18 protein-coding genes are annotated in these 14,518 nt (G+C 34.7%); 13 read left to right on the plus strand and 5 right to left on the minus strand.

What is annotated here, in order from left to right; translation table 11 throughout:
* Window positions 1–94: 94 nt before the first annotated feature.
* Together AC1DCY_RS09435 and AC1DCY_RS09440 are read left to right on the plus strand one after the other, a co-directional pair.
* Window positions 95–979 (plus strand): LysR family transcriptional regulator, encoded by an 885-nt coding sequence (locus AC1DCY_RS09435; RefSeq protein ID WP_477349500.1) that lies wholly within the window; start codon window positions 95–97, stop codon window positions 977–979.
* Between the two features lie 358 nt (window positions 980–1,337).
* On the plus strand, window positions 1,338–1,733 hold the full coding sequence (locus tag AC1DCY_RS09440) for a VOC family protein (protein WP_477349502.1): 396 nt from the start codon (window positions 1,338–1,340) through the stop codon (window positions 1,731–1,733).
* 227 nt (window positions 1,734–1,960) lie between these two features.
* Here the strand turns inward: AC1DCY_RS09440 and AC1DCY_RS09445 are convergent, their stop codons facing one another.
* The gene (locus AC1DCY_RS09445) at window positions 1,961–2,818 is read right to left on the minus strand and encodes a LysR family transcriptional regulator (RefSeq protein ID WP_477349504.1); all 858 of its coding nucleotides are present in this window, start codon (window positions 2,816–2,818) and stop codon (window positions 1,961–1,963) included.
* Window positions 2,819–2,988: 170 nt separating this feature from the next.
* Here AC1DCY_RS09445 and AC1DCY_RS09450 point away from each other — a divergent pair, with 170 nt between their 5' ends.
* On the plus strand, window positions 2,989–3,960 hold the full coding sequence (locus AC1DCY_RS09450; RefSeq protein WP_477349506.1) for a DMT family transporter: 972 nt from the start codon (window positions 2,989–2,991) through the stop codon (window positions 3,958–3,960).
* Window positions 3,961–4,176: 216 nt separating this feature from the next.
* On the opposite strand, the gene AC1DCY_RS09455 is transcribed toward AC1DCY_RS09450, so the two are convergent.
* Genes AC1DCY_RS09455 through AC1DCY_RS09465 form a run of 3 tightly spaced genes read right to left on the minus strand, consistent with a single transcriptional unit; the run spans window position 4,177 to window position 4,837 of the window.
* Window positions 4,177–4,353, minus strand: a complete 177-nt coding sequence (locus AC1DCY_RS09455) for a hypothetical protein (RefSeq protein ID WP_477349508.1) — start codon at window positions 4,351–4,353, stop codon at window positions 4,177–4,179.
* Window positions 4,341–4,604, minus strand: coding sequence for a helix-turn-helix domain-containing protein (locus tag AC1DCY_RS09460; protein WP_477349509.1), 264 nt, complete (start codon window positions 4,602–4,604; stop codon window positions 4,341–4,343). The genes AC1DCY_RS09455 and AC1DCY_RS09460 overlap by 13 nt, the downstream gene beginning before the upstream one ends.
* Entirely contained in the window at window positions 4,559–4,837 is a 279-nt protein-coding gene (locus tag AC1DCY_RS09465; protein WP_477349511.1) for a hypothetical protein, read from the minus strand. The genes AC1DCY_RS09460 and AC1DCY_RS09465 overlap by 46 nt, the downstream gene beginning before the upstream one ends.
* 293 nt (window positions 4,838–5,130) lie before the next feature.
* Between AC1DCY_RS09465 and AC1DCY_RS09470 the strand changes: the two genes are divergently transcribed.
* Window positions 5,131–5,649, plus strand: a complete 519-nt coding sequence (locus AC1DCY_RS09470) for a hypothetical protein (RefSeq protein ID WP_477349513.1) — start codon at window positions 5,131–5,133, stop codon at window positions 5,647–5,649.
* Between the two features lie 108 nt (window positions 5,650–5,757).
* Window positions 5,758–6,090, plus strand: a complete 333-nt coding sequence (locus AC1DCY_RS09475) for an HTH domain-containing protein (RefSeq protein WP_477349515.1) — start codon at window positions 5,758–5,760, stop codon at window positions 6,088–6,090.
* A 423-nt stretch (window positions 6,091–6,513) separates the two neighbouring features.
* On the opposite strand, the gene AC1DCY_RS09480 is transcribed toward AC1DCY_RS09475, so the two are convergent.
* Entirely contained in the window at window positions 6,514–7,047 is a 534-nt protein-coding gene (locus AC1DCY_RS09480; protein WP_477349517.1) for an N-acetylmuramoyl-L-alanine amidase, read from the minus strand.
* Window positions 7,048–7,469: 422 nt separating this feature from the next.
* Here AC1DCY_RS09480 and AC1DCY_RS09485 point away from each other — a divergent pair, with 422 nt between their 5' ends.
* The 8 genes from AC1DCY_RS09485 (at window position 7,470) to AC1DCY_RS09520 (ending at window position 14,387) form a co-directional block, all read left to right on the plus strand.
* Window positions 7,470–7,913 carry a hypothetical protein gene (locus AC1DCY_RS09485; RefSeq protein WP_477349629.1) on the plus strand — a complete coding sequence of 148 codons (444 nt, stop codon included), beginning with the start codon at window positions 7,470–7,472 and terminating at the stop codon, window positions 7,911–7,913.
* A 17-nt stretch (window positions 7,914–7,930) separates the two neighbouring features.
* The gene (locus AC1DCY_RS09490; RefSeq protein WP_460010799.1) at window positions 7,931–8,239 is read left to right on the plus strand and encodes a hypothetical protein; all 309 of its coding nucleotides are present in this window, start codon (window positions 7,931–7,933) and stop codon (window positions 8,237–8,239) included.
* A gap of 2 nt (window positions 8,240–8,241) precedes the next feature.
* Complete coding sequence (locus AC1DCY_RS09495) at window positions 8,242–9,507, plus strand: glutathionylspermidine synthase family protein (protein ID WP_477349519.1); 1,266 nt, start codon at window positions 8,242–8,244, stop codon at window positions 9,505–9,507.
* Between the two features lie 69 nt (window positions 9,508–9,576).
* Window positions 9,577–9,990, plus strand: coding sequence for a DUF350 domain-containing protein (locus AC1DCY_RS09500; RefSeq protein WP_477349521.1), 414 nt, complete (start codon window positions 9,577–9,579; stop codon window positions 9,988–9,990).
* Window positions 9,991–10,371: 381 nt separating this feature from the next.
* Window positions 10,372–11,463 (plus strand): sensor histidine kinase, encoded by a 1,092-nt coding sequence (locus AC1DCY_RS09505; RefSeq protein ID WP_477349523.1) that lies wholly within the window; start codon window positions 10,372–10,374, stop codon window positions 11,461–11,463.
* A 194-nt stretch (window positions 11,464–11,657) separates the two neighbouring features.
* Window positions 11,658–13,019: an ethanolamine ammonia-lyase subunit EutB gene (locus AC1DCY_RS09510; RefSeq protein WP_477349525.1), complete on the plus strand. Its 1,362-nt coding sequence runs from the start codon at window positions 11,658–11,660 to the stop codon at window positions 13,017–13,019.
* 15 nt (window positions 13,020–13,034) lie between these two features.
* Window positions 13,035–13,886, plus strand: coding sequence for an ethanolamine ammonia-lyase subunit EutC (gene eutC, locus AC1DCY_RS09515; RefSeq protein WP_477349527.1), 852 nt, complete (start codon window positions 13,035–13,037; stop codon window positions 13,884–13,886).
* Between the two features lie 39 nt (window positions 13,887–13,925).
* Window positions 13,926–14,387 carry a response regulator gene (locus AC1DCY_RS09520; protein WP_477349529.1) on the plus strand — a complete coding sequence of 154 codons (462 nt, stop codon included), beginning with the start codon at window positions 13,926–13,928 and terminating at the stop codon, window positions 14,385–14,387.
* Window positions 14,388–14,518: the final 131 nt, after the last annotated feature.

A 14,518-nucleotide genomic window follows, 5' to 3' on the forward strand; every position in this document is an offset into this window, starting at 1 on the left:
CTACACCTAAATTACTGCTAAATGATACATAAAACAAATATATAAAAATTGCTTATTCATAAATTTGATTTATGGATAGAAAGGTGTGAATGAAATGAATTTGCATGCATTAAGGATTTTTACGAATGTAGCAAAGCTTGGAGGAATTACCGCAGCAGCGAATAAAATGCTGCTTAGCCAACCAGCTGTCACTATTCAAATTCGGAAATTAGAGAGCGAAATAGGGGCAAAATTGATTGAAGGGAAAGGACGTGGCATTCAATTAACTCCTGAAGGGAAGTTTTTGTATGAGCAGGGAATGCGTTTATTTTATTTAGAAGCACAAATTGATGAAAAGCTCGGTAAATTTTTAGCGAACGAAGAAAAAATACATATTGCTTCTTCCTATATACCAATAAACTATATACTCCCGCCTATTATAGCAGCGTATAAGCTTGCTAATCCTCACATTGAATTTTTTGTGTCGTTGGGCAATGTGAAATCTGTGGAAGAGCAAGTTCTTAATTATGAAGTAGATTTTGGTTTTGTCGTACAAAATAAAATTGGTCACCCTGATTTACAGTTTGAAAAAATAGTAGATATCCCGTTTTGGTTTGTTGTTCACCCATCACATTCTTTAGCAAATCAAACTGTCCCCATTTACAAATTATCGAATGAGGACTTTATTTATCGGGAACGTGGTAGCTCGACACTTGATTTATTGGAGTCGGTTTTTTACACATTTAACGGTCCATTACCGAAATTAGGACTTCAAATGCAAGGCTTACATGAATCGATTAAAGTAGTGGAAGAAGGGTACGGTATGACTTTAGCACCGTCCTACAGTGTAACGGAAAGTATAACCAATGGGAAACTAGCTAGGGTGTATGTTGAACACGCAGATATTCAGCAAAGTTTATTTATATGTACACGCAAATCAGATTTAGAAGAGCATCCATTTATTCAGTATTTAAAAGATCATTTAAACACTGTAAATTAACAATAAAAAATCGGAACCAAGCATTAGATTGCTTATTCTCGATTTTTTTAAATAATTTTTCACTTGTAGCCTTTAACCTTTATTAAGTAACAGTCACGATTCCTATAATTTGAGCTAAAGAGATTTGTTCATGCAGAAAATAACCGGCAGAGTGTCTGAAATATTTCGTGATGCTGACGATTGTCAATACCTACGACGTTGTGATAGAATGGAAACAAATGTTCTTATGTTGAGGTGTGATTATTTAGTCAATAAAGCATACAAATAATTTCCCTTCCACATAATAATATTATAAAGTAATTTTAGTTAAACTCAGATTAATTCAAGTAAAAGTTCGCTTTATAACGAGGAGGGTATCATGGGAAGATTAGTTCATTTTGAAATTCATGTAAGTGACATGGAACGTGCAAAGAAGTTTTATGGAGAGGTATTTGAATGGTCATTTCAAGACTGGAGTGATTACGCAGGAATGCCTTACTTTGGGGCAGTGACTGGCAAAGAGGGCGAGCTTGGAATCGATGGTGCTTTAATGCAACGTCAAGGTGCTTCTCCGGAACCAAACCAAGCTTTAAATGGATTTGCTTGTACAATGGGTGTGGAAAATTACGATGTAACAGAAGCTAAAATTCTTGAGAATGGCGGCACGGTGGCAATGCCAAAATATGCTCTACCGGGAATGGCGTGGCAAGGATACTATATTGATACCGAAGGAAATATATTCGGAATTCATCAACCCGACAAAAATGCAAAATAACATCCATAATAGGACAATAAAATATATAGTCATAAGACACTCAATGGATTTGACTTATTAACTGCATTAAAAGACCTGAGGTTGGTATTGTACCGGCCTAGGTCTTTTAATTTTTACCTTCATTTGATTGATAGGAAACAGAACGTTTGGGACTAAAACCAAGCGTTTAGCTTTTAGAAAAATAACAAAGTGACTCCGAGTTGGCGCTTTCTACGGACTAAATAATCCTATGAATGCTGATGCTCAGCAATTGTTTTTAAAAAACATTCCATCGAATTTGTCATGTATGCATCTTTTCGTCGTATAAAGACGGTTGAAATCGTACCGTATTTTTTTGGAATTGGATGACAATAAACCTTACCTGTTGTAGAAAGATGTTCCGCAGCCGATTGCGGTACAAGTGTAACGCCAAGACCAATGGCAACACTGTTTAAAATTGTCTCTAATATATTAAATTCCATGATTCTTTTTGGCAGTAAACCTTCATCTTTGAGCCAGAGTTCTAGCTTGGAACGATATCCGCAACCTTGATTAGAAACAAGGATTGGTGTAGACATAAATTCCTCGATACGAAAGGATTTGTTTTGTGAAAGGAGAACGAGGTTTTCGGTGAATACATCATATTGTTCTAAAACTGGATGTTTAATCGGTCCAGTTATAAAAGCCCCATCTAATTGGTGATCTGCTACTTCTTTAATAAGTTCCTCAGTTAAACCAGCTTGTAGTGTTAAGTCTACATTCGGATACCCCTTATAGTAAGACGCTAGAATGGTTGGTAATATACTCACAGTTTCGACTGTACCGATTTTTAATGTACCTGTCGGTGTATCACTATCTAAAAATACTTGTTTCATTTCCTCGACATCTTGCAAAATTTTATTAACGTAAGCAAGCATTTTTCGGCCTTCTGGATTTAATGTCATCCCTTTTTTATGGCGATAAAATAGGGGAGTTTGGAGTTCCTTTTCTAATAGCTTAATACGTGCAGTTACATTGGATTGTACATAATTTAATTCTTTTGCAGCATGGCTGACGCTCCCATGATTTGCAACGCTTTTGAAAATCTGTAAATCTCGCAGTTCCATTGAGTAGCCCCCCTTAAAAACTATCATTATAAATGATAGTTAATATCACTTTCAATCATTTTACGTGATGTATTTTCTTTTTTATAATTCTCATTGTGAATTTTAACTTCTTTCAGTGGGTATATGCCGAGGCATAATTGTTAGAGTTGTATAGAAACGAGGAAAAAACAGTGAGAAAAAGTCAAATAATAGTAGGCATGCTGGCATGTTTAATTGCAAGTATGTCATGGGGAGCCATGTTTCCAGTTGCAGATCATGCACTTGAATATATAAATCCATTCTATTTTTCTATTATTCGATATGGGGCAGTATCGATTGTATTAGTCATTTTATTATGGATGAGAGAAGGTAAAAAAGCGTTTCGTTTAGAAGGGAAAGGTAAGCTACTCGTCTTTTTTGGGATTATGGCATTTACTGTTTACAACGTGCTTGTTTTCTTAGGTCAGATGTTAATGGGGAAATCTGGCGTTATGGTAGCATCGATTATGGAAGCACTCATGCCGATGATTTCGATTGCTATTCTCTGGGGTTATAAACAAGTGAAACCGAAGAAGTATATGATTAGCAGCATGATCATTGCTTTTGTTGGAGCTATTTTTGTTATTACAAAAGGCGATATGAGTTTCTTTCTTACACTGAAACATAATCTAGTTCCGCTAGCCTTCATTTTAATTGGAGTTGTAGGATGGGTCATTTATACAATGGGCGGTCAAACATTTAATGATTGGTCTACTCTCCGCTATTCAACATTAACATGTGTATTTGGCACTGCTGTAACAGGTATCATCACAATGATCATCACGATGCAAGGGTATGTCTCAGTCCCAAGTATGGAAACAATTTTCGCTATTAAATATGATTTATTGTTTATGATGACACTGCCAGGTATTGTAGCATTGCTTAGTTGGAATTATGGTGTGAAAATCCTATCATCCATTAATGGAATTTTATTTATTAATTTCGTGCCAATTACTACATTAGTCATTATGATGTTACAAGGATATAAAATAACAATCTTTGATATAGCAGGGACCCTACTTGTTATTTCAGCTCTTATTTGGAATAACATATGTCAGCGTAGAGAAGAAAACACGAGTCCGCAGGTTATACAAGAGGAAGAAGAATTACGGCAGGCTGTCTAATGTTAGAAGGTTTGTTGTTTTCTTGCTAGCTCAATCAACTTCTAAGCATTTAAACTTATTTATAAGGCTCTGTTAAATGTAGTGGCATATATACAACTATACCACTCTATTTAGACAGCAATTTAAAGCAATCGCGAAACTCCATTTTGATCAATCTTTTTTCAAAATGGAGTTTTCTATTTGTTATTAAAAGGCGAACAGGTCATTCATGAGGGGTTATTTATTTTTGTCTTTATCTTCATTCTCTTTTTGAAGCAATAACTGAACAGCGGTAGTATTGTTATTTACCGCTTCGGTTAAAAGTCCAAGAGATTTATCAAACTTCCAAAAGATCAGCAAAAACGCCACTATAGGAAATCCCACGGTTGAAATAGCTTGAATTACTCCTTCCATACGTCAAGCTCCCTCTTATTATGATATTCCAATCCATTATCATCCTTAGTTATAAGCTCAATAAAATCAGTAATAATACTTTGAAAAGCATCTTCCTTACTCATTTTTATATACTTACTATTATTTTGGATTTCCTCATGATACAAATTAATAATTTCAGTCATTGCAACCTTATCACCACCTTTAGCCATAATAATTAACTTTGCTAATTCATCATTTGATATAATTGCTTCAACATATTTCGTTTCCATTTATTCACCCCTTGCTGTGACATTTTTAAATCTTTCGCTAATTCCTTTTCAGTCTTACCTTCTATATAAATACCTTTAATAACATTTCGACCTGTTTCAGACGGTAGTGTATTTATTAGTTGGAAAAGAAAAATTTCACTTTCTACAGTAGGCGCAAAATTGGATGTTTTAAATGAAAAATTATCATCACCAAATACTTCTTTTCTTCTCTTTACCTTTTCTTTGTATTGCAATCTTCAAGCAATTCTTTTTATTTCCTGTCTATAATGCTCAAAAAGAGTCGTGCTATGTTTTTGTCTCATATAACCCCTCCTACCATAAAGGTAAAAATAAAGACATTATAACAACGAAAAAAAAATTTTATTAAACTATAAGGTAATAAAGTTTACAAAAAGACTCGTTACTATCTACTGTATACGTTCTTTCTCAAAATGAGTAGATAACAAAATTTCACTATTTGTAATTACTAATGTATTATTTATATAAGCAAAAATTCTTTATTAGCCATATATTGAGGGGGAATGAGATGAAAAAATTTTATATGATTTTTATGGCTTTAATTTTAGTGATAATTACAATATTAATTATTTACAGCCACAAAACAGAGGGAGAAGAAGCAAGAGTAACATTAGAAAGTGTTGTAGGTAACTCTCTTTTTAAACTGTTGGATAACTATGATGCTATTCTTTCAACAAAAGAATTATCAATTGACTCTATAAAAGAAATTGATAAAAATTTGACTTCGATTGAAGTTAGTTCGGGTGTTGTTGACTTAGCTGTAGGGCAAGAATTACTTAGTCCTATTGCCAATAATTTATTAAAAATAATGAATGATTTAGAGAATAGATATTATAAAAACAAACAATTCACTGAACAGGATAAAGAAAAATACCATAAAGCAATTGCAGAAATTGATACTATGATTCCTCTTATTTATAAAATTTACTACGTTCCTAATTCTAAAGAAGGTGCAGAGCCTAAATTGGAAATAGAAAATTTCGATGAATTGAAAACTGTAAATAATCGACTTGTTGAAGATGAATAAAAACCTAGGACATTTAAACTGTACCCTATAAGATAGACACTTTGAAAAAAGTCTATCCTATAGGGTACTTTTGTTTATAATGAGAAAAAAGATGTCGGAGCGGAATAAATGACGAAAAGATTATTTACTAAAAAAGAGCAAGAACAATTAAAATGTAATCCTAATATCCAGGCTATTAGTGATAAAGCAATTACTTATACTGAGGAGTTTAAACGCCATTTTATTGCAGAAAATGAAAAAGGGAAACTCCTAAGAACGATTTTTGAAGAGGCTGGTTTAGATGTAGAACTGATTGGTTTGAAGCGCATTAGTTCAGCGGGAAAGCGTTGGTGTGCAGCTTATCGCACAACTGGAGTAGCTGGTCTACAAGATACACGTAAAACGAATTCAGGTTGTCCATTGGAACGGGAATTAAGTTTAGAAGAAAAATTGCACGATTAGAAGCAAAAAATCGATTATTACAAGCGGAGAATGAACTTTTAAAAAAACTCGATCTACTCGAAAGGCAGATGTTAAAGAAGAAATAACAATCGCAATGGACTAAAGTTTGAATTAATCAGTAAAACGATTCAAAAATATAAACTAAAACGTTTAATAAACTAACGCCCCTCAGGAATCCTTCTTCGGTCATTTTAAAGATGAAACCAATCTGAAAGCGTGCGAAACATTAGAAAAAGTAAAATGAGAAGTGAAAAGTTATATGATGTATTACAACCATTATCGAGGGCAATGGAACTTGAAAAAGCTGCCGCCTGCAAAATACAGACAGCAGCTTCAAAAGGAAAAGGTAGCCTAGCTTTTTTTCAAAATGTCCATTACAAAGGGCACACTTTAAATTTAGCTAGGTTTTTTTATTTGAATTTATTATGCGAAATAGTCTTCCATTCCTTTGATAATGAAATCAGCAGTGCTTTCAAGACTAGCCGTTTTGTCTAACCACCCTTCATTAATCTGGCCGAGCTCGATTAGAGTAGTAGCTGCTGTACGTGTAGTATCACGTATAATCGCAAAATCTCCTTCGTGTGGAACTGTTCCGTAACGACTCGCAATAGCTTGGGAAAAATTCTTGGATGTAGTTTTATCCTTTTGATAAAATGGGCCAATTCGTCCTGTCCAAGCAGTATTAACGTGAATACTAGCCAATCCACTAACCTTCGGGAAAGTTTTATTAATATACGCTACACGTTTATTTACATCCTCATCTGCATTAGAACCACCAAAATCTTTGTCTGTGGTACGAGTCATGTAAACAGTAGCCCCTTTAGCTTTTAATTTCTTTTCAAGAATTTTAGACATGTTTAAAGTCACTACTTTTTCTTTTCGAGAACCTGATGTTGTTCCATCGTATTTACCGCCATGCCCTGCATCAATAATGAATGATTTACCTTTTACGCTCATTTAAAATTCCACCTTTATTTTTTATTTGAAAACCGGCTTTCATTAATAAAGGTAAAAATCAAAGCAAAATAACAACTATTCAAATTTAAAATTAAAAAGAGAAGGATTAAAATGTTCAATTTTTTTATACAGTAAAGAGGGAAAGTCAGGAAAATACGGATTTACGGCGATAAGGGAATTTCAATATACTAGAAAGTCTCTATTGGTGAAGCACTAATAGAGGCACTTTTTTTAAGTCACTATTCAGGGTTCAGTTCATTCTCTCTCTACTAAAATACCTAAGGTGCAGTTTAGAAGAATAATATGAAACTGTTTCTAATTCTCAGTCGTATAAAAAATAGGAGATTATGGATAGAAAAATCTACGATGATTATAAAATCAATATTTACAAAGGGAAGTGCGTTATGAAATTTGAAGGTGCGATGTTAGAATATCGTTTGCAAAATGGTAAAGACAAGTTTGAACCAATATATTATTATACTAATATTGATTTACCACAAATTTTAACAAGAAGAGAATGTGAATTTTTTATTAAAGAAGGTAAGACTTATCAACAATTGTCTTCTGCTATTGAGGGGGAGCTATTCGTCATTTATGTAAAATTATATGAAGAAACACCAATTGAAATTAATGAACACTTGCAAGAAGGTATAAAACTTGAATTTCGTGAATTAAATGCCTATAAAAATCATCCACTTATAACATTTGAATATATGACGAATCATTTAGATATTTTAAGCGTTATCGGCAATATATATACATATATCGAAGGCAAGGAATGGGAGCGTGACTCTGCTGAAATTGATGAAGATAGAGGTGTGTATGTTTTATATGTTACGTCAACAGGTTATACGCTTGCAACATAGGGAGGGGGATTTTTAGCATGAAGAAAACAAAGAAGATGATGACAGGAGCATTAGCAGCTGCGGCTTTGGTAACGTTAACTGCTTGTGGGGAAGAAAGGGGATATGCAGAACCGACTGGAACGGATTGCGATGATTGGGATTGGGATAAGGAGACGGGCACGTATTATTGCGATGATAATCATTCAACGCATGCCGGGAGTTATTATTATGGAGGAAATTATTATAACTCAAAAAATTCATTACAAAAAAGTGCTGACTACAAAACTTATACGTCGAATTACAAATCAGGAATAGGTAGTGGTTCAAAAGGCGGTTTTGGAGGGTAAAGATGAACCGATTTCGTGAGAATCGACAACAATTTTTTAGCCAGATCAAGGATTTTTGGCATGACATATATGGTATGGAATATGCTCTATTTGATATTAAGAGAGAAAGTGCTGAAACGATTAAAAAGATTCGCCAAGCAACCGAACATATTGGCCATATTTTTTATAAGTCTGCTCCTTTGCTTCGTATGTTAGATGATGAGACACTTTTGCGTCTTGGATTCCCAACTGAAACGCATTCTTTCATTCGTTTGCAAACACTTCCGGTAGAAAGTGTCATTGCTCGTTTAGATTTAGTAGTAACAGATGAACAAGTAAAATTGCTTGAAATAAACGCTGATACACCTACATTTATAAAAGAAACCTTTTTTGTGAATGGAAAAGTGTGTGAACAGTTTGAGCTGGAAAATCCAAACGAAGGATGCGAAGACCAGTTAAAACAAGCAATTTTGAAAGCTGTAACGTCTTCGCTTCGTTTGAGAGGAAGATCTGGAGCTCGCAATATTGTTTTCGCAGCACACTCAGAACATGAAGAAGATAAACTTACAACAATGTATTTAAAGGAACTTGCTGGATTAAAAAGTCATTATATGGACTTTAGTCAGCTACAACTTGTAGATGAGCCGATTATAGAAAGTGAAGAGGTTGTCCTATCACAAGGTCTTTATGATATGTACGGAGAAAAAATCGATGTTTTATATCGACAAACGTATCCAATTGAACATTTAATATATGATGTAGATCCCATAACGAAAGAAAAAGTAGGTCAAGCGTTAATGAAGCTTGTGGAACAACAACAATTAGCCATTGTGAATCCTCCTTCTGCTTTTTTACTACAATCTAAGGCAATAATGGCGCTCATATGGGGGCTACATGAGGAACAACATTCTTTTTATACGCCTGAAGAACATAACGCAATACATAAATATTTTTTACCAACCTACTTAGATCCAGATGCTTTTTTACAACATGGACAAAGTTTTGTTAAAAAGCCTACATTTGGTCGCGAAGGAGACACAGTCGAGATTTTTTCAAATACAGGTAAAAAAATTGCGGAAGATTTTCATAAAACATATAAAGATGAACTTCCTGTTTATCAACAATTTATAGAGCTACCACAAACTATGATTCAAACAGAACAAGGTCCAAAACGAGCTCATTATATGTATGGTTGCTTTTATATTAATGGAATGGCAAGTGCAATTGGTATTCGTGCAGGGGGACAAATTACAGATAACGGATCTTATTTTCTACCAATAGGATATTAGAAAATTGTAAGAATTTAAGAGAGCAAAGTGAATCAAACTGAAGCTACCATAAAAGGAGTGTGTATTGGAATGGGATATTTCTCATTAGATAGTTTTTTAAGTTTTTTATTATATACAGGAACCGGGCTTATTCTCATTTTGATTGGTATTGTTGCATTTGCTTTTACAACAAAATTTTCAGAGTGGAACTTAATTAAAGAAGGCAATATGGCTGTTGCGTTAAAGCTATGGGGAAAAGTGATTGGATTAGGCATCACATTATATACAGTATGGTCTTCAAGTGTTCATATACTTGATGCTATTCTTTGGGGGTTAATCGGTATTGCCACACAAGTAGTTGTGTATTTGATTATTGAATACGTGTTAACACCAAAAACAAGCTTGGAGAAAAAAGTGGAAGAAGGAAATACTGCAGTAGGCTTCAGTTTATTTGCAGTGGGCATTACGGTAGGATTAATTATAGCAGGAAGTTTATCATATTAATAAAGTCTATTTGATAAAACTATAATAATATATTAAAGGGAGCATATTTTTTATTAAAGAAAAAATATGCTCCCTCTTTGTTGTCTGATGCTTTATCTCCACATGCTGCTAATACAAATAGCGCTGCAAATATTGTGAAGAATAATAGTAAATACTTTTTAGTCATCATTTCTATAATTAATAATGATTTTCATTTTCGATTAGGGTTGTAATATATATCATATTCAAATACAAAGAAAAACTTGTTTTTTGTTTCTATATGTTGATATTTCAACTTGTCCTGTAATCACTTAATTAGATATAGAGATTATGTATCATATTGAACACACTTTTTATTTTTGCTATAGTGTTTGGAAAACTAGGGCGAGGGGAGCGCATATCATGATGGGAATTTTAGATTTAGAACGATTGACAAATTTATCAAATGAACAGTGTGAAATTATTTTAGGTATGGCCCAAAACCTACAAATAATAGCTGACCTTTCTCAAGCAGATATTTTTATAGATTGTCTTTTGCAAGAAGATAACGCCTCTTTAATTGTAGCTGAGGCAAAGCCTACTACTATAGCATCTTTATATAAAGAAAGTTTGCTAGGGCAGATAGCATTTGAAGAAATGGAGCCGGGTGTTTTATTTAGTTTAAAAACCGGAAAACCACTTTTTGGTTCGAGAGGCATTACGGAAGAGCGCGGAATCATGCAACAAGATATTGTTCCTATAAATGACCAGTATGGGGATACTATTGCGGTATTAATTAAGGAAAGAGATATCTCACAATTAGTGCAGAACGAAAGAAATATAGAGCAGCTTATAAAAGCGACTAATAGTGAAGACAAGCAACGTGTATTTCAAGCTATTGTCGTTCAGGAAATTCATCATCGTGTTAAAAATAATTTACAGGTTATTTCAAGTTTGTTGCGGTTACAAATGCAACGTACTCACTTGGAAGAAGTGGCTGAGGTATTTCATGACAGTATATCTCGTATATCTAGTATGGCTTTAGTGCATGATTATTTGGCTCAGCGTGGAATTGATGAAGCAGATATTAAACTTTTAATACAACAAATTTCCACTTTGTTAGTTTCCTCGTCCATTATTCCAGGTCAACATATTACTGTGTCTGTAGAAGGGGAATCTGTATGCTGTCCTTCAGATCAAGCAACTGCCGTAGCACTGATTGTTAATGAGTTAGTTCAAAATAGCATTAAGCATGCCTTTCCTTCACGAAATTACGGGAAAATTGCTATAAATTTGAGGCAACGAAAGCAAATGGTTACGATTACAGTAACGGATGATGGATGTGGAATTGGTGATTCTTTTTCGATAGGTGATCTGTCGTCTTTAGGATTACAGCTTGTAGAAATGTTAGTTGAAGAGAAGCTACAAGGAGTTTTTTCATTCCCTATTTCTGAGGAAGGGACAAAAGTTTCAATAACCTTTCCGATAGTATCTACCGAAGTTAATGAATACTAATGACACTTTTATTTGATGTTGTTATTGTTTTCAAACTATTTACAAAATATTTGCTAGTAGTGTAGAATGAATTAAAATATAACTGAGGCAAAGGCGCCTTTCACGCCCGAAGAAAAAATTTCTTCAGGGATAAGTGAAAGCGCTTTTTTTTCGTTTGATTGCAATCTTTAGCATATAAAAAGGGGTGTTAAATGATGAAATTGTCTTGTGTAGTAAAAGGAAATCATTATACGTTTTCGTCGGTAAGGGAGGTACTTGCAAAAGCGAGTGAAGCGAAATCTGGGGATGTGATGGCGCGGGTAGCAGCGGAATCATCGCTTGAGCGCATGGCAGCAAAAGTAGTACTTAGCGAGATGCAGCTGAAAGAAATTTATGAGAATCCGGTTATTCCGTATGAGATCGATGAAGTAACACGCTTGATTTATGATGATATTAGCGACACGATTTACAAAGATATTCAAAGTTGGACTGTCGGTGAACTGAGAAATTATATTTTGTCATCAGATACAGGTAGAGATCAATTATTGAAACTTTCAAGGGGACTAACAAGTGAAATGATTTCAGCTGTTGCCAAACTGATGTCAAGCATTGATCTAGTTCTTGCTTCACAGAAAATGAAATATCAAGCACATTGCAATACTACAATTGGAGAGCCCGGTCGCTTAGCATTTCGTTGTCAGCCTAACCATCCAAATGATGTTCCAGAAGGCATTTTGTATTCAATAAAGGAAGGGTTGTCCTACGGAGCGGGTGATGCGGTTATTGGTATCAATCCGAATGTGGATACGATTGAATCGGTCAAAAAACTTTTAACACTTTCTCATGAATTTATTGAGAAATGGCAAATTCCAACTCAAAATTGTGTTTTGGCCCATATAACAACACAAATGGAAGCTTTAAAGCAGGGGGCACCTATCGCTCTTATGTTTCAAAGTTTAGCAGGTACACAAAAAGGGAATGAAGCGTTCGGTATATCTAAAAAAATTCTTGATGAGGGCTATGAGATGATGGCTCGATATGGTACTTCTTCAGGTCCAAACTTTATGTATTTTGAAACAGGACAAGGTTCGGAGGTATCTTTAAATGCTGATTTTGGTGTAGATATGCAAACTCTTGAATCAAGAAGCTACGGTTTCGCACGTCACTGGAAGCCTTTCATGGTGAATACCGTTTCTGGCTTTATTGGACCGGAGACACTTTATGATGGACGCCAATTAATTAGAGCAGATCTTGAAGATGGATTTATGGGGAAATTACATGGATTACCAATGGGAATTGCCCCAACTTACACAAATCATATGGATGCCGATCAAAATGATCAGGAAGTTGCCGGTATCATAACGGCAGTAGCAGGAGCGAATTTTTACATGGGAGTACCAGGTGGAGATGATGTCATGCTGAATTATCAAGATACAAGCTATCACGATGATGCTAGTTTGCGTGAGATTCTAGGCTTAAGACCACTTCGGGAATTTGAAAAATGGTTAGAGAATATGGGCCTAATGGAAAATGGAAAGTTGACAAAACGTGCAGGAGATTTATCAATTTTTGATTGAGGAGGGAGGAGCAAAATGGATATTCAAGAAATAGTTCAAAGAGTAGTAGAAGAAGTGAAGAAAAACATGAATTCACCAAAAAACGATACCGATCAAAATAAAGAAGAAATCATATATTTTCCGGAAGATCGTATAAAAGGGGTAGACAAGCCGCATAATACTGCATCTATAGAACGAGCACAAAGTATTACACCTGCCCGTATTGGTATTGGTCGAACTGGAACTCGTATGTTGACGACGAGCTATTTACAATTTTTAATTGATCATGCAGCTGCACAGGATGCTGTTTTAAGAGATGTAAGTGATAATTTTCTTCAGAATATGGGGTTGCATAAGCTGGAGACGAAAGCTAGTGATATGAAAACTTACTTAATGGATTTAGATGCTGGTCGAAAGTTATCGGATGAATCTATTAAGTATCTTGAAAAGAACGGGGATAAGGGCAAAGAAGTTCAAATTATTGTTTGTGATGGATTGAGCTCCTCTGCGGTAGAAGCCAATGTAGTTGATTTACTGCCTGCTTTAATACAAGGGCTAAAATTAAAAAATATAAGCGTCGCAAAGCCGTTTTTTATTAAGCGAGGTCGTGTATGGGTGCAAGACGAAGTAGCGGCTATTGTTAATTGTGACCTTGTCATTTCATTGATTGGTGAAAGGCCAGGTCTAAATACAGATGAAAGCTTGAGCGCATACATGATTTATAGGCCTACTGAAAAAACAGTTGAAGCGGATCGGACGGTCATTTCAAATATCCATAAAGATGGATTGACTTCAGTTGAAGCGGGTGCCTATCTATCTGATTTAATCGAACAAATGCTTCATGCAAAGTGTACAGGAGTGTCTTTTGCTCAACAAAGAAATTTATAAATGTAGTATTCTCCCTGTCCAGAAAGGTTGTGATGTTTTATGAAAAAACGGATTCTGATTGCTGAGGATGAACCAATTATTAGAATGGACTTAAAAATGATGCTTCGACATAACGGCTATGAGGTAGTTGGGGAAGCAAGGGATGGGGATCGTGCGATTGAACTCGCTTTTAAGTTAAAACCGGACCTTGTGTTAATGGATATTGAAATGCCAAAAATTAATGGTTTAAAAGCAAGCGAGGTTATTGGTCGTCAGCTAGATATACCAGTGCTGCTGATTACTGCTTATAGCCAAAAAGAATTTATAGAAAAGTCTAGGCAAGATAATATTATGGGCTATCTAGTTAAACCCGTTTCTGAAGCTAGCTTAATTCCAGCAATGATTATTGCACTGCAACAAACTAAGAGGACACAGACACTAAAACACTCTTTACAACTAACACATGAAAAAATTCAAAGACGAAAGGATGTGCGAGCTAAAGGGAAACTCGATAGAAAGTAATTATCTAGGCAATAGACATTTACATTTATCCAATCAATAGTATTTAGTTCAAATGAAGAAAAGTACGGATAGAAAAAAGTGAAGCATTTTCTGAGTGTTTGATTTAATTACTTTTTATTTTTATTCATTAT

Source organism: Lysinibacillus sp. 10T31 (assembly GCF_056394365.1).